The following is a 21,814-nucleotide window of genomic DNA, read 5'->3' as shown; positions in this document are numbered from 1 at the left end:
GCCGCCGACCATGGCGGCATGAACACTCTAGACCCCAGCATTCTCACCAGCCCCCGCGCCTACGCTGCCGCCGTATTGGTCGAGACGGCGCTCGACCGCCGTCAGTGGCTGATGGAGCGCTGCCCTGTTGAGTGGCGCGCCCAGGTCGAGGAGCACGTCAAAAGCGCCTGGCCAAAGGTCGCCGCCTACCGCCGCCACCGTGCTGGCCGTGAAGAGCAGGCGCGCGAGAAGCCAACGGCCGCACAGCGCCGCGATGCCACCCCCAAGCCCCGCCACGTGTCCCGCTCGGCCCCCGAGGTCGGCAATGCGGCTATCGCCAAGCTACGCGACGCCATCGGCAAGGGGGCAGCATGAGCCTGCGTGGACGTATCGCGGCCGGAACGCTGGTGCTGGCCAGCGCAGGGCTTATGGCTTTCCTGGGTACCTGGGAGGGTGACGGGCAGAACACCGTCTATGGCGACAAGTTGGCCCGTGGTCTGCCCACCGTATGCAAGGGCATCACCAAGCACACCAGCCCTTACCCGGTGATCGTGGGTGACTACTGGTCAGACGAGCGCTGCGAAGAGGTAGAGCGCCTGGTTGTCAGCAAAGGCCAGCTGGGGCTGGCTGACTGCATAACCAATCAGAGCATCAGCCAGAAAACCTTCGACGCGCTGAGCAGCCATGGCCACAACTTTGGCAATCCCTCTACGTGTGCAAGCCGGGCCGTCGTCCTGATCAACCGGGGGCGCGTGGCCGAGGGCTGCAATGCCCTGGCATGGGGGGCGGATGGCCGTCCAGTGTGGGCATACGTCACCGACGCCAATGGCCGCCTGGTGTTCGTGCGGGGGCTTCACCTTCGCCGCCTGGACGAGCGCCGCCTGTGTCTGGAGGGTCTGCAATGAAGTGGCTCAGCTTCCTGCGCGCCGCACTCCCGTTCGCCCTACCTGTTGCGCTTGGCGCAGCTATCTACCTGCTGGTCGGAATGTTGGAGCGTTCCGCCTATGAGGCCGGCGAGCGCGCAGCAACCTCCAGGGGTGATCTGGCCCTGGCCAAGTTGAGGAACGAACACCAGGCCCAGGAGCTGACCCGTGCCCTGGCCGCCGAAGCCGATGCCAAAACCGCCGCAAAACGTCTGCAAGACGAGCAGGCCCGCAACGACAAGCTCGCGTCAGACCTGGCCGAGCAACAACGCCAACACCGGAAAACAACTGACTACCTCACTGGGGAGATTGCTCGTGTCGCAGACCTCTATCGGGAGGCGCTCGATGCGCCGCCTAAGCCTCTGCCTGCCTGTGTTTTTACTGCTGGCTGGGTGCGGATTTATGACGAAGCAACCGGCGCCAGAGCCGCAGTGCCCGGCGCCGCAGATTCCGACCGAGCTGTTGCGCAAAGCCCCGACGCCGTCGCCGCTGAGCAACTCGATTCAGGCCTCGGCCAAGCCGCTCTCCTGGGACACCACATCAAGTACGCCGAGCAGTGCCGCAACACAGCGGCACAGCTGGACGCTCTGATCGACGCCGTCGTGGGGGGCAAATGATGGTGATGGATTTTACGCAGGCCGTGACCTGGGCCATTTCGCTGCTGGGCATCTTCAGCACGTTGGTTTTCGGCCTGGTCAAGCTGCTTCTGAGCCAGATGGAGAAACGCCTGGGTGAGCGCTTTGCAAGCCAGGAAAAGGAGATTGCAAAGCTGGCTGAGTTGGAGCGCGACTTCCTGCGCTTCCAGGCAGAACTGCCCATGCAGTACGTCCACCGCCAGGACTACGTGCGCAACCAAACAGTGATCGAAGCCAAGCTGGACGGGCTACGGGACAAGCTTGAAGTCGTCCAGATGAAAGGAGCCAAATAATGATCGATGCCGCCAAGATTCGCCGTGAGTCGATGCGCTGGTACATCCTGCTCACCCTCAACAACGCGCGCCCAGTAGACCCGCATGAAGCACTGGTGCTTTCCACCATTCAAGGCATTTACAGCGACGCGACCCAGCTTGAAGTGCGCCGCGAGCTGGACTACCTCAAAGACCGCAGCCTAGTCACCCTCGACAAGCAACCTAGTGGTGTCTGGATTGCCGGGCTGACCCACTACGGAGTCGACGTCGCCGAGTACACCATTCCCTGCAATCCGGGCATTGCCCGGCCGGTGCGAGGCTGAGCCTATGCCACCGCGCAGCAAAGTGGGCCAGCTACCAGCCAAGGTGAAAGCCTGGCTGGATCAAGCTCTAGCCGAGAACAACTTCAGCGACTACGAAGCTCTTTCTGTCGAGCTGGCCGGCCGGGGCTTTGCCATCAGCAAGAGCGCGCTACACCGCTACGGGCAGAACTTTGAGGAGCGCTTGAGCGCCCTGAAGGTAGCCAGCGAGCAGGCCCGCGCGGTCGTGGCTGCCGCACCTGACGAAGAGGGGGCGGTAAACGAGGCACTCATGCGCCTGGTGCAAGAACACTTGTTCAAGCTGCTCATGAGCGAGGGTGGCCAGTTCGACCTACCCAAGGTGGCCAAGGCCGTAGCCGAGCTGGGCCGGGCCTCTGTGGTGCAGAAGAAGTGGCAGAGCGAGGTGCGGGCAAAGGCCCAGGCTGCCGCTGAGCAGGTCGAAAAGATCGCCAAGAAAGGCGGCCTCAATGCCGAAACTGTCGAGGCGATCCGCCGAGAAATTCTCGGGGTGGCATCGTGAGTGCCAACATCGAGCACAAGCTATCGCCACTGCATGAGGCCGTTTCGGGCGGCCGGGTGCCTGGCGTGCCAGTCGTCCTGCTCCCGTATCAGCAGCGCTGGGTCAAGTTGCGGGCGCCCCTCAAGGTTGGCGAGAAAAGCCGCCGTATCGGCCTGACCTGGGCCGAGGCATCCGACAACGTGTTGGTCGCCGCCAGCTCCACGGTGGCCGGGGGGATGAACGTCTATTACCTGGGCTACAACCAGGACATGACCGTCGAGTACATACAGGCCTGCGCCATGTGGGCGCGGGCGTTCAACTATGCGGCGGGCGAGATCGAGGAAGCTATCTGGCACGACGAGGACGCAGATAAGAACATCAAGACTTACACCATCACGTTCCCATCGGGCTATCGCATCGTTGCCCTGACCAGCCGGCCCAGCAACTTGCGGGGCCGCCAGGGCGTGGTAGTGATCGACGAGGCGGCGTTCCACTCTGACCTGGCCGAGCTGCTCAAAGCGGCATTGGCGCTGCTCATCTGGGGCGGAGAGGTGCATGTGATCAGTACCCACAACGGCACCGACAACCCGTTCAACGAGCTGATCGACGAGATACGGGCAGGCAAGCGCAAGGGCGAGTTGTTCCGCTGCACCTTCAAGGAGGCCGTGGCCGATGGCTTGTACAAGCGCGTCTGCCTGCGCAAAGGCATCCCTTGGGACAAGGCCGAAGAGCTGGAGTGGGTAAAGGACGTTTACAGCTACTACAGCGACGCTGCCGACGAGGAACTGGACTGCGTTCCAAGCCAAGGCGGTGGCACCTTCCTGAGCCTTGCGATTCTGGAGGCTCGGAGCCGTTCCAGCGTGCCGGTGCTGAGGCTTTCCTACCCTGTTGGGTATGAAGTCATCGCCGAGCCCTTGCGCCTGGTCGATAGCCTGGCCTGGTGTGAGCGTGAATTAGCACCGCTTTTGGCACAACTGCCGGCCGGTGCCTGGAGTTTCTACGGCATGGACTTCGCCCGTAGCGGCGACCTTTCTGTGATCGTGCCATTGCTCCAGGAGCAGGACAGCCGCAAGCGGCCGCCCTTCATGGTCGAGCTGCGAAACGTCCCTTTCAAGCAGCAAGAGCAGATCCTGTTCTACATCGTTGACCGCCTGCCCAACTTCATGGCCGGAGCCAACGACGCGCGGGGCAATGGCCAGGCGCTGGCCGAGGCGGCGGCCGTGCAGTACGGCCACAACCGCATCAGCCAGGTGATGCTTACCGAGGGCTGGTATCGAGACAACATGCCCGGCCTCAAGGCTGACCTCGATGACGGAACGCTTTACGACCTGCCATCGGATCGTGACGTGATAGCCGACCTGCGCGCGTTCCGCATGGTCAAGGGCGTGGCCCGAATCCCTGAGTCCAGGACAAACGAAAAAGGCGCGGCGCAGCGCCATGGCGACGCCGGTATTGCCATCGCCCTGGCCCGCTTCGCCAGCCGCATGGATATCGAGCAGTACGGCTATGAGGCCGTGCGCTCCAGCAACAGCAATTCATTCGATGACGACGACACGTTCAGCGGTGGCCGCAACGTGGGAGGTGTGTGGTAATGGCTGAATCTGTGATCGTTGACGCCCAGGGCCGGCCGATCCATAAAACCGAGCTGCTCCAGGAGCTGGTTCAAGCCAGCACCACGGGCGTCTATCAAGCGTGGACGGTTGAGTCTGTCTCGGCCACCCTCGACCCTGCGCGCCTGCGCTCGATCCTCAATGCCGCCGCCCAGGGCGACCATTACTCGTACCTGACCCTGGCCGAGGAAATGGAGGAGAAAGACCCGCACTATGCCGCCGTGCTCGGTACGCGCAAGCGTGCCGTCAGCGGGCTGCCAGTGACCGTAGAGGCCGCCAGCGAGGACGAACACGACACGCAGTTGGCAGACGTCGTGCGCGAGCTGGTCGAGGCGCCCGAGTTCGGCGACATGCTCGATGACCTGCTTGATGCTATCGGCAAAGGCTTCTCTGTAGCCGAGCCCATTTGGCAACTGATCGGCGATCAGTTCTGGCCGACTCGCTACGAGCACCGCGACCCGCGTTGGTTCCAGTTCGACAAGGTCACCGGCCAGCGCTTGCAGTTGCGCAGCGAGGGCGGCGACGGGCTGGAGATTCCGCCCGGCAAGCTGATCGTCCATAAGCCGCGCTTGAAGTCGGGTCTGCCGATCCGTGGCGGCGTGGCGCGCCTGGTGGCCGTGTCGTTCATGTGTAAGGCATTCGGTCTTAAAGACTGGATGCGATATGCCGAGCTGTTTGGCATGCCGCTGCGTATCGGTCGCTATGGTCCAGGGGCAAAGTCTGACGATATCGCTGTCCTGCGCCGCGCCGTGGCCCAGCTCGCAGCCGATGCCGCAGCCGTCATGCCGGAAGGCATGAAGATCGAGTTCCAGGAGATCGCCAACGCCGCAGGCGGCGCCGAGCTGTTCGAGCGCATGGCCGAGTGGCTCGACAAGCAGATCAGCAAGGGCGTGCTTGGCCAGACCATGACGACTGACGACGGGTCGAGCCAGAGCCAGGCCAATGTGCATAACGAAGTGCGCATGGACATTCTGCGCGCCGATGCCAAGCAGTTGGCCGCGACACTGAACCGCGACCTGGTGCAAACCTTCATCGACCTGAACTACGGCCCGCAGGAGCGTTATCCGCGCATCGTCTTGCAGGTGACCGAGGCCGAAGACCTCAAAGCGCTGGCCGATGCCCTGGGGCCGTTCATTGACCGAGGGCTGCCGGTAGAGGCCTCGGCCATCCTGGACAAGTTCGGCTTGTCAGCGCCCCAGTCCGGCGCCCAGGTGCTGCGCCCGCAGCATTCGATGCAGTCGCCGCTGGCTTTGAACCATCAGCAGCCATCGTGTGCCTGCCCGGCCTGTGGCGAGCGCAAGGCGCTGAACGCCGAACAGCAGCAGAGGCGCGACGAGCTGGACGAGCTGGTGGCCGGCGAGCTGGGTGATTGGGTGCCGGTGATGAAGCCCGTGCTCGATCCCGTGCAAGCGTTGGCGCAAAAGGTTGAAACCTTCGACGAGTTCCGCGCCGGCCTGGCCGGCCTGCTCGATGAAATGGACGACAGTACGTTGATAGAGCGCCTGGCCCTGGCAGCGTTCAAAGCCCGCGCCAAGGGTGACGTGAGCGACCAGCTATGACCGGGCCGACCCGTGAGCCGCTGCCTGTCCCTGTGCCAAAGGAAGCGCTCGACTACCTGCGCGCCAAGGGCTACCGGGTGGGCTTCGATCACCGTGACGTGTTCCAGGAAGAGCACGCCACGGCATGGACGGTGGCCAAGGCCATGCGCCTGGACATACTGGAGGCGATCCGCGCGGCCGTGGACGAGGCTATCGAGGGCGGCCAGGCCTTCGCAGAGTTCAAGCGTGATCTACAGCCGCTCCTGGAAAAGCTCGGTTGGTGGGGGCGCGGCGAGTTGCTCGACCCGCTGACGGGCGAGAAGCGCGACGTGCAGTTGGGCAGCCCGCGCCGGCTCAAGACCATCTATGACGTGAACCTGCGCCAGGCCCACGCTGCCGGTCAGTGGGAGCGCATCGAGCGCACCACCAAGACACACCCATACCTGCTGTACTCGCTCGGCCCAAGCCGGGAGCATCGCCCTGAGCACGTGAGCTGGGCGGGCATTCTGCTGCGTGCCGATGACCCGTGGTGGCAGACCCATTTCCCGCCAAACGGGTGGGGCTGCAAGTGCTGGGTACGACAAGTGAGCCGCCGCGAGGCCGAGCGCCTATTCGCTACCGGGCAGTACCTGAGCCTGGCGCCAGAGCTGGGCGAACAGGAGTACGTCAACCAGAGGACTGGCCAGGTCGTCAGTGTGCCGCGAGGCGTAGAGCCAGGCTGGGCGTACAACCCCGGCAAGGTGTCCAGACTGGCCAGGGCGCAGCAGCTCCTGGACGAGAAAGAGGCCGCAATACCGGCCGAAAGCTGACCCCGCCAAAACGGCCCGCCACGCAACGAACGGCGATCTACGGCTACCAGGGCTAGGGGTGAGGTTCGAAAACAGTTTCTAACGCAGGTCTAACGCGGCCTGCGAACTATCGGAAGGGAGGGCGAACGATGAAATAACGAGGAAGGAACAAAGAGAGGGTGCCCGAGGGCGATGCGCGAACATCGCAAACAGGCACCGACAGCAGAGCAACCCTGCATGCCAGCCAAGACCCTCCCACTCTCGCGAGAGCGGGCGGAAGCCTACCAGCTTATTAAGGGCATTGCAGTTGATAGACATACGTTGCGGCGGCTGTGGCCGACTACTCGGCAAGGCCGCCAGTTTTACCCTGTTGCAGATCAAGTGCCCGCGTTGCCGGGTAATGAATCAGATAGCCACGAGCTGCCCTAGTCCAGAGCGCCCCCGAGCGCCTCGATACTTTGAGGTAGCTCATGGCCAAGAAAGCCCACCACCCGGCAGCACCGGGACAATTCACACCACCTACCAATGACCAGGTGGGATACCTGAACGGGAGCGAAGCCTTGGCCGGCTTCGGCTCCCGTAGCTTCTACGTGGCGCAGCTCCCGCGCGCCGAGGCCAACCAGATGATCATCGCCAACCACTACTCCGGCCGCATCGTGAACAACTCTTACATTCACCTGGGCGTATGGATTGGCGGTGTGCTGCGCGGCGCGTTGCAGTTCGGCTATGCGCTGAACCCCGTAGCTGGCGCGCAGAAGTTCGTAGCCGGCACCCAGGTCGATCAGTACCTGGAGCTGAACCGTATGTGGCTCGATGACGTGGCGCCGCGTAACAGCGAGAGCCGCGCCTTGAGCTATGCATTCAAGTTCATCAAGCGGGCCTGCCCGAAGGTGGCTTGGGTGCAGAGCTTTGCGGACGAGCGTTGCGGGGGCTGGGGCGTGGTCTACCAGGCGGCGAACTTCCTTTACCTGGGCCACCACCGCACCAGCTTCTATGAGCTAGACGGCCAGGCCTATCACCCCATGCTACTGACGGCGCACAAGAAGTCGGGCCAGCGTGGTGAGTTCTTGAGGGCCAACAAGCATCGAGCGGTCAAGCGGAGCCTCTTGCAGTTCCGCTATATCTACCTGATCAAGCCGGCTTGGCGGGCCAAGTTCAAGAAGGCGCCGCTGCCGTTTCCGAAGCCTGGGCAGGTGTTGCCGGATCGGCGCCGTCGCAAAGTCAGTCAGCGTTCTTGACTTGGCCGTGAGACCGGAGCCGTTCTTGAATCAGCTGTTGTATTTCGGCGTACAACGGGGCTGCAGCATCATTGATATGTCTCCACCCATCAAGCCGTCTTGGGTCACTGGGATCTTCGAGAGAAAACCTTTTTGATGAGAGTGCGCTATGGATTGCTTTCGATACAGAATCTAGCTTTTCTTTAAGCTGGCCAGGAAAGAAGATGGCATATCTCGATATGTAGGCGCCGAGTTCGACGCTGTTCTTGTGGGCGATACTCATCCTGTGCCAGATAAATGCCTCCTGGTACAGGTTGTTTCTAGCGCCTGCATCAGCCGAAATAATCTTCTTCTTATCGCTTCCCAGGAGGGGACTTGAATCTAGGAACTCTTCTAGACGGAGGGCGTCCATCTGGGATAGGTCGTTATATTCCTGAAAAGGTGAAAGCAAGTTGATTGCATATGAATATGCCGAGTAGAGCTTCTCCCAAACCTCAGGTAGGACTTTGAACTCATACTCTTGCAATCGAATCGTACCGTTGAGAAGGGAGTCAATCTCAACTCTCAAACGCTGAATCTCCAAGCTTTGTTGATGGCGATGGTTTTCTAGACTCTGTGCAAACTTCTTGTCCAACCAGCCTTTGCCATAATGCCCGAACAACATGTATGCGACGCCTCCTGAGCCTAGGAGGCCAACGACAAATTGAGTCAGCCATCGCAAAACTTCTTGATCCATTGGTTTCTCTCCTTTTGCTTGCCTACACCTTCATTCAATACGCCAGCATATGAAGCGAAGCTACTGACATCCGTCAACTAATCCCGCCCCCCTCATGCCGCCGACACTGGCGGCATGAACACACAAAACGCCCCTCACAATCGCACCACCTCTACAGCCCTCTGTTTCGAGCTGAGCGCAGACGTTCCCGAGTGGATCGAGGTGCTGCCACCCGGCCCGACTGTGGAAGGCCGCGATGGCCGCACTTGGACGTATGACCCGGCCCAGGTGCTGGCCGCCACCAAGGCGCACACCGCCGGTGCCGATCTGCCCTTCGATTATGTACACGCAACCGAGCTGAAAGCCCCGCAAGGCGAAGAAGCACCGGCCAGCGGCTGGGCGCGTGAGTACCGCATCAACGAGCGCGGCGCCATTGAGGCCCGTGTCGAGTGGACGGCCAAGGCCCGTAACGCCATCGCTGAGCGCGAGTACCGCTACATATCGCCGGTCTTCACCTATGACGACACCGGTCGCATCCATCGCTTTAGCAGCTTCGGCCTGGTCAACAAACCGAATTTGCTGACCAAGGCGCTCAACGCCGAACAACCCACCACGGAGAAAATCCCGATGCTCGCAGCAGCCATCCGGGCAGCCCTCGGCTTGCCTGAAACCGCGACGGAAGAGGACGCCGTCGCTGCCATCAACGCGCTGACGGCGGCCAAGGAAAAGGCCGCCCTCAACTCCGAGGGCGTGCCGTCGCTGAATCTGTACGTGCCGCGCCTTGATTACAACGCCCTGGAGCAGCGCGCCCTCAACGCCGAGCAGCAGCTCAAGCAGCGCGACAAGGCCGAGCATGACAAGGCTATCGACACCGAAATCGACGCGGCCCTCAAGGCCGGGAAGATCACCCCGGCGACCAAGGGCTACCACCTGGCGGCCTGTCAGGAGGAAGGCGGCCTGGAACGCTTCCGAGAGTTCGTCAAGGCCGCGCCCTCGGTGACGGCTACGGTCGTGCCCGAAGGCCGGGTGGAAGAGCAAAACAAAACCGCGCTCAACGCCGAGCAGCAGCAGGCCGCGCGGATGTTCGGCATGACCGACGCCCAATACCTCAAACACATCAGCGAGGCTCAATAACATGGCTGTATCCATTACCCCTGCGTTGCTGGCCGCGCTGTTCGCCGGCTATCGCGCTGAGTACCAAAAGGCGCTGGCCGCCGCCCAGCAAACGACCCAGTGGGCCAAACTGGCCACCCTGGTGCCCAGTTCCACAAGCGAGAACATCTATCCCTGGTTGGGCCAGTTCCCGACCCTGCGCGAGTGGATCGGTGCCCGCGTGCTCAAGGACATGGCCGCGCACGGCTATGCCATCAAGAACCGCAAGTTCGAGGGCACCGTCACCATCGAGCGCGACAAGGTCGAGGACGACCTGGCTGGCGTGTTCATGCCGATGTTCACCGAGATGGGCCGCGCTGCTGCGTACCACCCCGAGTTGCTGGTTTTCGAGCTGCTCAAGGCGGGCTTTACCACCGCCTGCTACGACGGCCAGAACTTCTTCGACGAAGAGCACCCGGTCTACGAAAACGCCGATGGCACTGGCGCCGTGACCTCGGTCAGCAACATGGACGTGCCAGCCGCAGACCCTGGCCCGGCCTGGTTCCTGTTGGATACCACCCGCGCCATCAAGCCGCTGATCTTCCAGGAGCGCACCAAGCCGGAACTGACCAGCAAGACCAACCCGGAAAACAGCGACCACGTGTTCACCCATGACGCCTACGTGCATGGTGTGCGCTACCGCTGCAATGCCGGCTTTGGTTTCTGGCAGATGGCCTACGCATCGCAACAGCCGCTGACTGCGGAGCACTACGGCAATGCCCGTGCTGCCATGCAGGGTTTCGTTGCTGATGGCGGTCGCCCGATGAAGATCAAGCCGACGCTCCTGGTCGTGCCGCCGCGCTTGGAAGCAGCCGGCCGCAAGCTCCTGGCCAAGGACGAGAACGGTGGCAACGAATGGGCCGGCTCGGCCGAGCTGTTCGTATGCGACGAGCTGGTCTAAGGGGGCGCCGCCATGATCGTTCGTATCAAGTCAAAACGGGACGGCTACCGTCGTTGCGGCATCAGCCATCCCCGTCTTGCCACCAACCACCCGGCCGAGCGCTTCACCGAGAGCATGCTGGCAAAGCTCCAGGCCGACCCGGTGCTCACCGTCGAGCTGCTCGATGGCGAGCTACCTGGCCCGGCGCCGGAGAGTGCTGGCCCAGGTGGCGGCTCGGAGTCTGGTGACACCGACAGCAATACCAACCAGGAAGCCACCAAGCCGGCCCCGGCCAAGCCGAGCAAGCCCGCTCCGGCTAAACCGAAGGCGAGCAAGGCCGGTGCCAAACCCGCTGCGAAAAAGCCGGCAAAGTCTGCGGCGAAACCGACCGCACCGGCCGCGACGGCTGACACGCCCGCCGCTCAGGAAGAGCAAGCCAGCGCCGAGGAACCGGGCGAGAAGAAGGACGGCGAGGCTTAACCATGGCCTACGCGACCCTTGAGGCGCTGATCAAGCAGTACGGCTTGGATGCCGTGCTGCTTGTGGCCGACCGCGACCAAGACGGCGACATCGACCCGGACGTGGTTGAGGACGCATTGACCTCCGCCACGTCCGAGATCGACAGCTATGTGGGCGTGAAACACCGCCTGCCGCTGCCAATCGTGCCGGACGTCCTGGTGCGGGTCTGCGGCGATATCGCCCTCTATCGCATGTCGTCCGAGGGCGGCTTGCTGACCGAAGACAAGCGCCAGCGCTATGAAGATGCCGTCGATTACCTGAAGCGCGTAGCCGCTGGCACCGCATCGCTCGGCTTGCCGACACCACCTGAGCAGGAAACCAGCGGCGACGCCTGGTTTGACGCTCAGCCTGTGCGCTTTGGGCGGTTGCTGTGAGCGGCGCCGGCATCCGTGCTGACGTGTGGGCCGATCCGCGCCTGGCTGGACGCCTGGAGCGCTTGGCCCAGCTCGACACCACGCCGCTGCTGGAAGCAATCGGCGCCGAAGTCGAGAGCCAGACGCGGCACCGGATCGCCGTAGACAAGGAAAGCCCGGCCGGGATGCCCTGGCCGGAGTGGTCGACCGAGTACGCAACGACGCGGCACAGCGGCCAGAGCCTGCTGCAAGGCGATGGCCATCTGCTCGACAGCATCACGCACCAGGTCGAGGGCGACAGCGTCTTGATCGGCAGCCCGCTGATCTACGCCGCCACTCACCAGTTCGGCGACCTTGAGCGCGGCATCGAGCAGCGCGAGTTCCTCGGGCTTGAGGGTGATGACCTAGATGACGTGGTGGGCCTGATCGAAGACTACCTGGAGGAAATCGCAAGTGACTGAGTACACCGCTGACGAGGTACTGAGCGGCATCAAGGATTGGGCTGAGCAGTGCTACGAGCAAGCTGGCCGGAAGGTTGACGTCGAGCTGCATGGCGGTCGTTTCACAGTTGCCGACCTCAAGAACTACGCCACGAACAAGCTCGCCTGCCGTATCGCCCTGGAAGGTTTGCGCTTTGAAGTGACGGGCCGGGGCGAGTTGATCGCCAGCGGCCAGGCCGTGGTGGTGGTGCTGGCCGGCGACAACGGCAAGAAAGGCACCCGCGCACTAAACGTGCTGCAAGTCGCCAGCCCGTTGCAGGCCGCATTGCCCGCGAGCCGCTGCGGGCTGGAGCTGCAAGACAGCATCAATGCAAAAGACGTGCGTAGCGCGAACCTCTACAACGCCGCGCTCGACACGTTAGGCACTGCCGGCTGGGTCATCACCTGGCCGGTGAAGTTTCAACACCCACGCGTCCGCTAGGAGGACACATGAGCACTACCGAGACTCCCGCCGAAGCGGGCAAACAGGCCAAGACCGTGAAGGTGAAGATCACCCGCGAGAAAGGCCACCGCCACAAGGGCGAACTGGTCGCCAAAGACGCGACCATCGACGTCTCCGAGGACGACGCCGCAATCATCGTCGACCAATTCAAGGTCGGTGATCGTGTAACTGGGAAGGGGAACTGATCATGGCAGCACCCAAGGTATTTAAGGGCATCGGCATCGTGCATGCCCGTCGCCGTAGTGTCCCCGGCTCGGGCTTTCGCGACCTGGGCGACGTCGAGACGCTGAAACTGGCCCACCGCAACAACCAGCAGGTATGGAAACAGCACCGCATCCCTGGTGGCGGCAACCTCGCGACCCTGGACACCCCGGACGGCGTGAGTCTCGACGTGCAGATGCAGGAATGGACTGACGAGAACATGGCCATGACCCTGCAAGGCAAGGTCGTGGACGTTGAGTCCGAAACCGTCACCGGCGAAGAAATCGTGCTGGCGCCCGGCATGCTCAGCCCGACCGAGTTCCCTGGTGCTGGCAGCGTAGTGATCACCAAGACTGAAGGCAGCACACCGATTCCGTTGTCGGCGGTTCGCATCTCCCCGGCCGGTATCACTGTGCCTGCTGGCAGTACCGTCATCACCGTGCCGACCCCGGCGACCATCGCCTACGTCAGCAAAGCGGCCAAACGTATCGAACCGCTAGTCGAGGCCGGCGAGGAATACGAGCTGCTGTTCGACGGCCTCAACGAAGCTGAAGGCAACCGCCCTTGCATCGTCCGTGTGTACCGCTGGAAAGCACCGCCTGCCGAAGAACTGGCCCTGATCGACGCCGAGAACCCCGGCAAGCTCCTGGCCAAGGGCGAAGTGCTGGCAGACCCCAGCGTCCCGCCCGGTCAGTCGCCGTTCTACAGCATCACCTGGCTGTAACCACCCACAGCACGCCGGGTCGCAATGGCCCGGCTATGGAGCCTGCACGCATGAGCATGACCGTAACCAAAACCATCACCGTGGGCGAAGGGCCGGCCGCCCAGGTTGTCACCGTTCGCGAGCTGACCGTGGGCGAGATTCGCGCATGGATGAAACGCGCTGCCGAAGGTGGCGGCGACGTCGTCGACGACACCCTGTTGCAGGAAGTCAGCCTGCCCGACTTGTTCAGCATGACCGACCTGAAAGCCGACCAGGCCGAGGGGATGACCCCTAGCCAGTTGCGACAAGTGGTCAATGGTTGCCGGGAGGTGAACCCTGATTTTTTCGGCCTGCGGGATCGGATCGAGAGCGCCGGGCGCCAGATCCTCGAAAGGCTCTCGGAAGACTTGAAAGAAACGGCAGCGCACTGATCCGCCACGGGCATAGCCAGGTGTGGACGTATCCGTGGGGGACGTTTCTAGCGGCGCTGGATGAAGCGACTAGCGCGGCCGAGAAGGCGAAGCAAGGGCGCTAAGGAACAGCGCCCCAAGACAGACGGCCAGGCTGGCCAGCACGGTGATGGCGAGAGCCGAGGCAGTGAAGCGCGGGAACAGGGCTAGGCAGATGACCAGGCCGAGAAGAGGAAAGGCTTTCACCGAGGCTTGTCCGGGCTACGGCCAAAAAGCGGTTTGCTTAGCGCAACGACAACCCAAAGGACGATGGCCAAGCCGATAAGGGCAGCCAGCATCTTGCTGCCCAGTGCCGGAAGCAGCACAGCGATCAAGGCAAGCGGAATAACCAGGTGGTAAATCTTCATGACTGATGTCCGTCTCTCAGTAACCGTCGATGCCGATGCCGGCCGGCGCAACATGCAGGCCTTCCAGGCCGGCTATAAGGCATTGGTCGAGAATCTGCGCCAACCGCTGGGGCAGATCGGCGCGTTTCGTGACCTGCAGGCAAGCCTAGTTCAGAACGAGGCTCAGCTCAACGCTACCCGTCAGCGTGTGCGTGAATTGCGCGATGAACTAATCCGCGCCGAGCAGCCGACCCGCGCGCAGCAGAACGCCTACCGGGCCGCTACTACCGAGGCGATGAACCTGGAGCGCGCCATCGCTGGCCAGAAAGGCCAGCTTGCTCAGCTCTCATCAGTTCTGAAAGGCGTAGGTGTCGACACCAACTACCTGAGCAATGAGCAGAAGCGTTTAGCGGCGGATATGGCACAGGCCGCCCGCGCCGCTGATCAGCAAGCGCGCATCGCTGGGGCGCGTGACGCCTTGGGCGTGCGCCCACACCGGGAGATTCGCAACGAAATCACCCAGCTTACCCGCGACTATCAGTTGCTCCAGCGCACTGGCAACCTGACCACCGCCGAGCTGGCCCAGGCCAAGGTGCGACTGCGTGAACGTGTCGCCGAGCTGGAGCAAGGCACGAATGGTTGGGTACAGAGCCTGAGCCAGGTGCGGGTGCAGGTAGGTGCCGCCGCCGCGGGCATGGGCGCCATGGTCTACGCAGGCGCTGGCCTGTTGCGCTTCTATGCGCAGTACCGCCAGCAGATCGCGGCTATCGACAGTATTACCAATATGAGCCGCGCCCAGCTCCAGGGCATGTCTGATGACGTCCGCGCTCTTGCTGTGGCCATGGGCCGTGATGCAACCGAGTCAGCGTCTGCCCTTAACGATGCGCTGTCATCTGGTGTTGCTGAGGCAGATGGCATTGAAGTGCTCGGCCTGGCGACCAAGGCGGCTATCGCCGGCCTGACTCAGACTGCGACCGCAATGCAGGGTGGCCTGGCCATCGTGAACGCCTACGGCGAAGGCATCGACAACCTTGAGCTGCGCTTCGACCAGATGTTTCTGGCCGTTCGCGACGGCGTTGTGTCGTTTGAAGAGCTCAGCCGCTTCATCGGTGACGCCCTGCCCAGCGCCCGCGCTGCCGGTGTTGGCTTCGACGAAGTGGCCGCCGCGATTGCCCGAATGACAGTTGCCGGTATCCGCGCGCCGCAGGCTACCACTGCACTCAAGGGCGCCATCAACGCCCTGGCCGCGCCGACACCAGAGGCTGCCAAGCAGATGGAGGCGCTGGGCATTAGTTGGCGCGGCCTGACCGGCACCCTGGAAGACATTGCCGCCCTCGATCTCAACATCGCCGACCTGCGCGCACTGGTGCCTGACGTTGAGGCGCGCACCGCTGTCATGTCCCTGACCCAGGACATTGGCGCCATGCGTGCTCAGGTCGAAGCCATGCGTGGTGCAGGGGGCGCGATGGAAGAGGCCTATGGAAAATTTGCCAGCACGCCCCAGGCCGAAATCGACAAGTTCAACGCATCGTGGGCTGAGTTGAAGTTGCAACTGGGCGAGGCAGCAACAGCGTTCTTGCCGCTGGTACAGGCCGGAACGGAGCTGCTCACGTTCTTCAACGAGCTGCCCGATCCAGTGCGGAACGTAACTGTCCTGGTGCTGGGATTCGGTGCCGCTGTCGTGTCGATCCGCACGGCGATCAACGCATTGCGTAACCCCTACGCGCTGATGCTTGCGCATATGGCTGCCACTCCAGCGGCGGCCGGCGCTGCCGCCTCGGGCATGAGCACCGTGGGCACCGCCGCGACATCGCTGATTCCAAAGCTGCGCACACTGGCCGACGTCGCCAAGCTGGCCAAGGGCGGTCTAGCCCTGGGCGTGGTGAGTTGGACAGCGGGCAACCTGGCTGAGCTGTACGAGGTTCACAAGCAGCACCAGGCACTGATCAAAGGCCAGCGCGACTACGAACAGGCACTACAAGACACCATCACCCGCACCACTGAATACGCCAGCACGGTGGTTTTACCTGCCGCGACGTTGTCGCGCATGACCGAGACTGAGCGCCGAGCCTATGCAGAGCAACTGCGCATGGCTCAGGAGCACTACAGCAAACTTGCCGAGCTGACTATTCGCCAGGACATAGATCGTAACGGCATTGACGCCCCGGTCTCCGAAGAGGCCAAAGCCTCGCTGCAGCGCACCGCGACGTACAGCCGAGCGCTAAAGGAAATGCAGGACGCTCATGCAGCCCGTGAGGCGGCGGAGGTCAAGCACCGCGACACCATCGCCAAGATCAAGGCCGATAACCTGAAGAACATCCAGGACGCGCTGGGTAAAGAGCTGCTGGCCTACGAGCAGGCCACCAAAGCCCTAGAGGAAGAGAATAAGAAAACTCAGGCGGCGATGAAGGCCCGCGCTGATCTGGCGAAAGAGTTCGATCAGTTGGTCAAGGATATGCGTGCGAGTGCCGAGGATGGCCCCGCGACCTTCGGAGATGTAAGTGCCCTCAAGGCAGGCGCACGCCAGTCTCTGCTGCGCGGCGATACCGAGGGCGCGATTCGCCAGGCGCGTGAAGCGGCCGAGGTGTTGCGCGAACTGAAAGCCAATGGCGAGAACACCTATGGCTTTGCAGGTATTGCAACGGAATTGGCACAACTGGCTGACGAAGCCGCGCGCCTCGACGAGCTGAATGCGGACGTCAAACGCATTGATGCCAAAGGGCGCGTGGACGAAATCAAAGCGCGCATGGATGACCTGTTGGCCGAGGCCGAGGCCTTCAAGCGTATCAACATCGAGTTCAATGGCTTTGAGCAGTCGGCGGAGTACCTGGAGCAACAAGCCAAGGCGCTGGCCGAGCGCCTCAAGCAGTACATGATTATCCCGGTCAACTACGTGGGCACGGACGGCAAGGCGCTGAGCGAGTCGGACAAGAAGGCAGCCGAGATCATCGGTGCCGAGCCGGTCAAACGTGCGGCCGGTGGCTGGGTCGATGGTCCAGGTAGCCCAACCAGTGATAGCGTTCTGCTTGCGGCGTCGCGCCGTGAGTTCGTCGTCAATGCGTGGGCGGCTCAGCGTCTGGGCGCGGCTAACCTCGCGTATCTGAACAGCACAGGCGACTTACCCCAGCGTGCGACGTCCATGCCGGACTTCCCAGACTTCCCGCAGTCCCTTGACCGGATGGGCGAACGCCAGCCGATCAACCTGGCGCTGCCCTGGGGTGGCAGTTATGCCTTGGAGGGGGCGCCCGCAGAAGTCGAGCGGCTGAATAACGATCTGGAGCGCCTGGTACGGAAGCTGGGGGCGCCGAGATGAGTCGCCTTGCATTGGTTCTAGGTGGTATCGAACTCGTCGCGCACTCTGGCCCGATTCGTCAGCGCTACGAGCCGCTTGTTGGCGGTGCGCTGCTGCGCCTGTCCAAGGGAACGGGGGTCATCATGACCCACTGGCGCAAGTCGCGGATAACTGCATCCGCCAGCGGCCACCTTGATCCGGGGCTTGAAGACCTGAACTACGGCATGCCTCTGGAGCTTTGGTGTGTGAAGGCCCGGAGCAAGGATAGTGCTGGGCGAGAGTTCATCTTGCCGGCCGGGTCTGGCGGCCCACGCCCAGACTACGCCCCCTGGGGATTGGCACGGGTTGGCGATACCTGGTTTGAGACCGAGCTTCACCAAGTCGGCCAGAGTATCGAGCTGGGCGCCGTGCCCGGAGCGGCTTCGTACCGGCTGTGCTGGATGCCAGCCTTCGTGGTGCATACCAAGGGTGTCGTGTCTGACTTCGATCAGCAGTCGGGGCTTTATGACTGGTCGCTGGAGGCTGAGGAACTGTGAATATCAACGGCGAGCAGATCAACGGCGCCGTCCTCAATGGCGCCTCGGCGTTGCACTTGGTCACTGAGCCTGAGCCGCAGCCCATCACTGGCGGTCACGCCTTCTACTGGCACCTGGAGCTGCTGATCGGCGATCAGGACAGGTCGGATTGGTTGCACGGGCAACCGACTACAGACCGCGAGCGAGGCTCGGCCGCTCTGTGTGACTTCGCCTTGCATGTCCCCGAGAGCGAGGGCAGCTACAACCCGAGCGAGTGGCGCGGTAAGACAGTCCGCTTGAACTACGTCAGTACAGGCATGGATGGCATCACTGTCTCGGCCCGGCGCTTCACTGGCCGAATTATTACGCCGAGCTGGGACGGCACCCGTCGTCTGGTTTCATGCCAGTGCAGTGACCAGTTGCAGCAGCGGGCAGAGGCGCTGAGCATCGAGCAGATCGACACGCTGACGCCCGGCGCGATCTGGACGCAGGACGTGTTTTCCCCCTTGGCCGGCCGGTCTCATTGGGAGTATCTGCAGGAGCGACTAAGCACGATTCCCGCCAGTGTTGACGCTGACGTTTATGGGGATATCAGGCTAACCCCATGGTTCAGCGACGCACCGGCTTGGCGCTTCGGCCCGGACACCACGCTTTATGACACTGCGAGTAACACCTATGCCGACCTCGATCAGCTCATCAATGTTGTCGAGTTGACGGTCGCCGTTCGGTTCGCACGGTTGCGGCAGTTGAATAAAAGCTATTACTGGCAGCACCTGGACACAGCCGGGCAAACCGGGCTGCCAGGCTTTTGCGTGTGGCGTGGTAACTCAGGTGAGTTGCCGAACATCGAGATGGTGCAGGCGGCGGTTGAGGGTTCCGGGCAGACCATCATTAACCCCAATTGGTATCGCTTGCCACCGAGCACACCCAACCCATGCGGCACCGGCATACCGTGGATCAACAATTTTCCATCGCTTTTGCTGGGCGGCTCTTGGGTTGGTGCGCGGCGCTGGTCGCAGACCGTCACAGAGACCTACACGCTGCGCCTGGAGGCACCGGCCAGCATCGAGGACGTGGGTGAGGTTTACAGCCGGGACTCGGCCTCCTACGAAGTGGAAACGGAGCGATCCACTGCCTGGGAGTCCGACCCCATCACGGACGGCATCACAGGGCATGAGGACATTCTTGACGAGCCCCGTCGACAGCTAGTTATCCGCTGCATGCTGGCCCGTGGGCGTGTCGAGATCCTCCGCGCCCACAACCAGACGCTGGTGACCTGGCGCGAACCAACCAGCATGGTTCTCGGGGTTGAGCTGGGACAGACATTGTTTATCGAGGATCAAGGGTATCTAGCACGCGCTCGCTGCTGCCGAATTGTCGACGAGTTCGACCTATCAGGCGCACCTGTTACCACGCTGACCATTGCCCTTATGCGCTTGGGCGGCGAGGCGTCCGACCCGCTGATTCCTCCCGCTCACTCATACGAACCACAGCCAGAACCTGAGCCGATGAACCCTATCGCACAGAGTCTGCCGACCCAGATGGGGCGCCGACCTGGCTTGCCTGAGTATGACGAGGAGCTGGATGGCTTCTCGGGCAACTACGACAACTTTGACCCTGTGCTTGACGCGTTCCCGCGCCGGTTTCAGTTGACGGCCCCTGAGATAGCGGCAGAGCTGCGTGATGAATTGAAGGTTGCCATTGCGGCCACTTACCGGGTTTCGGCAGATAGCGACCCTCTGGAGCTGAGCTGATGAAGACGGTGCAAAGTGAACGCGCTGTCAGCGACCTGAAGCGATTGGTTAACCCGGCATCTGGTCGCGGTAAAGCGCTCAGCCCTGTTGAGCCCAAGGGAGCTGTAGCTGCCAAGAAGGGGCGTGGCAACTGGGATGATCACGCCAACGAACTGCCACCGAGTGGCGGCGTCGCCAGCCCCTTGATCGAGCAGGACTACAACTCCCGTGAGCGTTGGGGCGCTCGCACCTTGTCGTCTGTTGATGGACTCCTGTCATTCCGTTATCGCCCTATCAAGCAGACGCACCAGGTCGATGCCAATGGCGCCGAAGTGGTCAACCAGTGGGCAGAGCCGCCGCTATGACAGAGATATTTCTTGATGATCTTTTGGATCATCCTTTGGACGAGCCAGACGCATTTGGTTGCACCGTCCACGGCCTCGTCGCCAGCTTTGCTGGTGTTGAACGCCGCAAGGTTGGCGAGCAACTTTGGCCATTGCCGGAAGGCTACATGGACTCACTTCGCGTCATTCCCGAGCGCCACGTCGAGGATTTTGGCGATACGCATCTGCTGCGTGTTCCTGGCGTGCCCGAGTTGGATTGGGAGGCGCAGGAGCTGCAAGCCGAAACGGCGGCCGGGCGTGTGTGGCAGAACTATGCCCTGCTGTCAGGTATGGGGCCGGGTCTATTCGGGCACCCATTAAGGGGCTGGGTCTATGTTGACGATGAAGGTAAGCGCTGGCTCATCCAGCCCGCAGAGTTTTACCCAAGTCCATGGGGCGGCCAGCTCTCGCAAAGCGGCTCGGCCAGCCTGGCATTTACTGTTCGGCCCTTTGGCGAGCTGGGGGCAGAGCCGGTTGAACCTTGGACGGTTAGCGCCTCGCTTGTGGATATCGGCCAAGCCAACCCAGCGGGCCTAGCGGATTTTGCTGGAACGCCCCAGGGCAGCACCCTCTTGTATATGCGGGTCGCAAACATATCGAGCGCCGGGCGGCAGTTGATCATCGGCCTCTATCCGTCTGTCACGTACATCAATGACCGCCGTGATCTGCCCTATGGATTCTTGATGTTGAGCGTTGCAGGCACTGACCAGGACATTGCCGTGACGCTTGAGGTGCTGCGTTCTCGCTCTCAGACGTTAGGGCAATTCAGCTCAACCCATACCGGCAGCATAGCGCCTGCGGTTGTAGAGCCGAGCTTCGACGTAACGGTGACAGACCTACAGTTGAACGGCGCCGGGGCGGTCACACACGCTGAGGCCGATATTGTCGTCAGCGGCTATTCGCTGGTTCCCCCAGGTAGTCGACCGCCAGGCTCGCTCACGCATGAGCTTGTGGTCTCGCTCGGCTCAGACCAGGGGGAGCGCGAGGTTCAGGGGCGAATCATCGCCCTGCTTTTTGACGATGCAGACCAAATTGTCGAGTTCACAGCAGACTGGGAATCTACCGTCGTGCGCGAGTACGGGTTGGCTGGCGCCAGCTTTTCCGGTAGCTGGCACATCGAAGCGAATCGCTCACCCGCAGACGGTGCCACCGGCAATGTAAATGCGGTGCTTGAGTACCGCTCCCATGAGCGGGTGAGCAGCGTGCTGCGTATTAAGCGCGGCAGCGAGCTGTTGCAGACCTTCGAAAACCAGTTTGAGTTACTGGGCGAGTACACCTGGAACACTGGCGTGCTTGGAGGCTTCTGGGGCGGGCTCGGCCCGGTGACCGTGGACTTCCTGGCCGGCTCTGCTACCACCAGGTTCTGGCTCGGTAGCGGCGGTCAAGCCGCCTGGCCTCCTCAAGGTGGCGTGCCAATCCACGCCACCTGGCACTGGTCATCCTCCACAGCGCTCGATGGTGCCGTGGTGGCGGAGCGGTCGGGGGCAGAGATCACAGATGCCCCGCTAGTGAATTGGACGTGGCACCGAGTCGCCGTCTCGTTTGTCGAGCAGGCTGCAACGCCTGGGCCGTATAGCCGGACAGATTACGCAGTGCAGCGGCTAAGCAATAACGTCATCACCGGCCGCTATGAGCTTTATTCCGCTGCCACGGGCACGGCCCCGACCTTCGCGCGGTCGCCCAGTTTTTTTGCGCCGCAAGCCACGATGGCCAATGCCGATACAGGCAGCGATGACGCTAACCGTGCGTTGATCCGCGCGACCTACCACCCCGTTACTCGTGAAATCCATGTTGTGACCCGTGCCGTGGGCGGCGCCTATCCGTTCGGCGTCTGGGTCTGAGAGGTAAG

The 21,814-nt window shown here is 62.3% G+C and carries 27 protein-coding genes; 25 read left to right on the top strand and 2 right to left on the bottom strand.

Translation table 11 applies throughout. From position 1 onward, the window contains the following. Positions 1-18: 18 nt before the first annotated feature. The 11 genes from HS968_RS22720 (at position 19) to HS968_RS22670 (ending at position 7,802) form a co-directional block, all read left to right on the top strand. Entirely contained in the window at positions 19-354 is a 336-nt protein-coding gene (locus HS968_RS22720; protein ID WP_182368769.1) for a hypothetical protein, read from the top strand. Continuing rightward, the gene (locus HS968_RS22715; RefSeq protein WP_182368767.1) at positions 351-884 is read left to right on the top strand and encodes a lysozyme; all 534 of its coding nucleotides are present in this window, start codon (positions 351-353) and stop codon (positions 882-884) included. The genes HS968_RS22720 and HS968_RS22715 overlap by 4 nt, the downstream gene beginning before the upstream one ends. Next, positions 881-1,519, top strand: coding sequence for a hypothetical protein (locus HS968_RS22710; protein ID WP_182368766.1), 639 nt, complete (start codon positions 881-883; stop codon positions 1,517-1,519). The genes HS968_RS22715 and HS968_RS22710 overlap by 4 nt, the downstream gene beginning before the upstream one ends. Next, positions 1,516-1,830 (top strand): hypothetical protein, encoded by a 315-nt coding sequence (locus HS968_RS22705; RefSeq protein ID WP_202884196.1) that lies wholly within the window; start codon positions 1,516-1,518, stop codon positions 1,828-1,830. The genes HS968_RS22710 and HS968_RS22705 overlap by 4 nt, the downstream gene beginning before the upstream one ends. Continuing rightward, positions 1,830-2,132: a hypothetical protein gene (locus HS968_RS22700; RefSeq protein WP_202884195.1), complete on the top strand. Its 303-nt coding sequence runs from the start codon at positions 1,830-1,832 to the stop codon at positions 2,130-2,132. The genes HS968_RS22705 and HS968_RS22700 overlap by 1 nt, the downstream gene beginning before the upstream one ends. 4 nt (positions 2,133-2,136) lie before the next feature. Beyond that, positions 2,137-2,649: a DUF3486 family protein gene (locus tag HS968_RS22695; RefSeq protein WP_182368765.1), complete on the top strand. Its 513-nt coding sequence runs from the start codon at positions 2,137-2,139 to the stop codon at positions 2,647-2,649. Then, positions 2,646-4,220, top strand: a complete 1,575-nt coding sequence (locus HS968_RS22690; RefSeq protein ID WP_238338875.1) for a hypothetical protein — start codon at positions 2,646-2,648, stop codon at positions 4,218-4,220. The genes HS968_RS22695 and HS968_RS22690 overlap by 4 nt, the downstream gene beginning before the upstream one ends. Beyond that, positions 4,220-5,797: a DUF935 domain-containing protein gene (locus HS968_RS22685; protein ID WP_182368764.1), complete on the top strand. Its 1,578-nt coding sequence runs from the start codon at positions 4,220-4,222 to the stop codon at positions 5,795-5,797. Before HS968_RS22690 ends, HS968_RS22685 begins: the two co-directional genes overlap by 1 nt. Next, the gene (locus HS968_RS22680) at positions 5,794-6,585 is read left to right on the top strand and encodes a phage head morphogenesis protein (protein WP_182368763.1); all 792 of its coding nucleotides are present in this window, start codon (positions 5,794-5,796) and stop codon (positions 6,583-6,585) included. Before HS968_RS22685 ends, HS968_RS22680 begins: the two co-directional genes overlap by 4 nt. Positions 6,586-6,865: 280 nt before the next feature. After that, on the top strand, positions 6,866-7,093 hold the full coding sequence (locus tag HS968_RS22675) for a Com family DNA-binding transcriptional regulator (RefSeq protein ID WP_322790695.1): 228 nt from the start codon (positions 6,866-6,868) through the stop codon (positions 7,091-7,093). Continuing rightward, positions 7,035-7,802, top strand: coding sequence for a Mom family adenine methylcarbamoylation protein (locus tag HS968_RS22670; RefSeq protein ID WP_182368761.1), 768 nt, complete (start codon positions 7,035-7,037; stop codon positions 7,800-7,802). The genes HS968_RS22675 and HS968_RS22670 overlap by 59 nt, the downstream gene beginning before the upstream one ends. On the opposite strand, the gene HS968_RS22665 is transcribed toward HS968_RS22670, so the two are convergent. Then, positions 7,786-8,517, bottom strand: coding sequence for a hypothetical protein (locus HS968_RS22665; protein WP_182368760.1), 732 nt, complete (start codon positions 8,515-8,517; stop codon positions 7,786-7,788). The two genes, HS968_RS22670 and HS968_RS22665, sit on opposite strands and share 17 nt — an antisense overlap. 114 nt (positions 8,518-8,631) lie before the next feature. Between HS968_RS22665 and HS968_RS22660 the strand changes: the two genes are divergently transcribed. From HS968_RS22660 to HS968_RS22620, 9 genes are read left to right on the top strand one after another with little or no spacing between them, the layout of a single operon-like run. Next, complete coding sequence (locus tag HS968_RS22660) at positions 8,632-9,630, top strand: phage protease (RefSeq protein WP_182368759.1); 999 nt, start codon at positions 8,632-8,634, stop codon at positions 9,628-9,630. A gap of 1 nt (position 9,631) precedes the next feature. Continuing rightward, on the top strand, positions 9,632-10,549 hold the full coding sequence (locus HS968_RS22655; RefSeq protein WP_182368758.1) for a Mu-like prophage major head subunit gpT family protein: 918 nt from the start codon (positions 9,632-9,634) through the stop codon (positions 10,547-10,549). A 12-nt stretch (positions 10,550-10,561) separates the two neighbouring features. Continuing rightward, on the top strand, positions 10,562-11,008 hold the full coding sequence (locus HS968_RS22650; RefSeq protein WP_182368757.1) for an HI1506-related protein: 447 nt from the start codon (positions 10,562-10,564) through the stop codon (positions 11,006-11,008). Positions 11,009-11,010: 2 nt separating this feature from the next. After that, positions 11,011-11,421, top strand: coding sequence for a gp436 family protein (locus tag HS968_RS22645; protein ID WP_182368756.1), 411 nt, complete (start codon positions 11,011-11,013; stop codon positions 11,419-11,421). Beyond that, positions 11,418-11,861 (top strand): phage virion morphogenesis protein, encoded by a 444-nt coding sequence (locus HS968_RS22640; RefSeq protein WP_182368755.1) that lies wholly within the window; start codon positions 11,418-11,420, stop codon positions 11,859-11,861. The genes HS968_RS22645 and HS968_RS22640 overlap by 4 nt, the downstream gene beginning before the upstream one ends. Further along, positions 11,854-12,321 (top strand): hypothetical protein, encoded by a 468-nt coding sequence (locus HS968_RS22635; RefSeq protein ID WP_182368754.1) that lies wholly within the window; start codon positions 11,854-11,856, stop codon positions 12,319-12,321. Before HS968_RS22640 ends, HS968_RS22635 begins: the two co-directional genes overlap by 8 nt. Before the next feature lie 8 nt (positions 12,322-12,329). After that, positions 12,330-12,527: a DUF7210 family protein gene (locus tag HS968_RS22630; protein WP_182368753.1), complete on the top strand. Its 198-nt coding sequence runs from the start codon at positions 12,330-12,332 to the stop codon at positions 12,525-12,527. Between the two features lie 2 nt (positions 12,528-12,529). After that, complete coding sequence (locus HS968_RS22625) at positions 12,530-13,267, top strand: phage tail tube protein (RefSeq protein WP_182368752.1); 738 nt, start codon at positions 12,530-12,532, stop codon at positions 13,265-13,267. Positions 13,268-13,317: 50 nt separating this feature from the next. Next, positions 13,318-13,677 (top strand): hypothetical protein, encoded by a 360-nt coding sequence (locus HS968_RS22620; protein ID WP_182368751.1) that lies wholly within the window; start codon positions 13,318-13,320, stop codon positions 13,675-13,677. Positions 13,678-13,898: 221 nt separating this feature from the next. Here HS968_RS22620 and HS968_RS22615 read toward each other — a convergent pair whose 3' ends face one another. Next, positions 13,899-14,063 carry a hypothetical protein gene (locus HS968_RS22615; RefSeq protein ID WP_182368750.1) on the bottom strand — a complete coding sequence of 55 codons (165 nt, stop codon included), beginning with the start codon at positions 14,061-14,063 and terminating at the stop codon, positions 13,899-13,901. Between HS968_RS22615 and HS968_RS22610 the strand changes: the two genes are divergently transcribed. Genes HS968_RS22610 through HS968_RS22590 form a run of 5 tightly spaced genes read left to right on the top strand, consistent with a single transcriptional unit; the run spans position 14,062 to position 21,806 of the window. Then, positions 14,062-17,355, top strand: a complete 3,294-nt coding sequence (locus tag HS968_RS22610) for a phage tail tape measure protein (RefSeq protein WP_182368749.1) — start codon at positions 14,062-14,064, stop codon at positions 17,353-17,355. The two genes, HS968_RS22615 and HS968_RS22610, sit on opposite strands and share 2 nt — an antisense overlap. Further along, a complete protein-coding gene (locus tag HS968_RS22605; protein ID WP_182368747.1) occupies positions 17,352-17,870 on the top strand; it encodes a hypothetical protein in 519 nt (172 codons plus the stop codon). The genes HS968_RS22610 and HS968_RS22605 overlap by 4 nt, the downstream gene beginning before the upstream one ends. Beyond that, positions 17,867-19,603: a hypothetical protein gene (locus tag HS968_RS22600; RefSeq protein ID WP_182368746.1), complete on the top strand. Its 1,737-nt coding sequence runs from the start codon at positions 17,867-17,869 to the stop codon at positions 19,601-19,603. Before HS968_RS22605 ends, HS968_RS22600 begins: the two co-directional genes overlap by 4 nt. Then, positions 19,603-19,947, top strand: coding sequence for a hypothetical protein (locus HS968_RS22595; RefSeq protein ID WP_182368745.1), 345 nt, complete (start codon positions 19,603-19,605; stop codon positions 19,945-19,947). The genes HS968_RS22600 and HS968_RS22595 overlap by 1 nt, the downstream gene beginning before the upstream one ends. Next, on the top strand, positions 19,944-21,806 hold the full coding sequence (locus HS968_RS22590; protein ID WP_182368744.1) for a hypothetical protein: 1,863 nt from the start codon (positions 19,944-19,946) through the stop codon (positions 21,804-21,806). Before HS968_RS22595 ends, HS968_RS22590 begins: the two co-directional genes overlap by 4 nt. Positions 21,807-21,814: the final 8 nt, after the last annotated feature.

The organism is Pseudomonas berkeleyensis, assembly GCF_014109765.1.
Classification (GTDB): Bacteria; Pseudomonadota; Gammaproteobacteria; order Pseudomonadales; family Pseudomonadaceae; genus Aquipseudomonas; species Aquipseudomonas berkeleyensis.
This window is presented reverse-complemented; position numbering and strand designations above follow the sequence as displayed.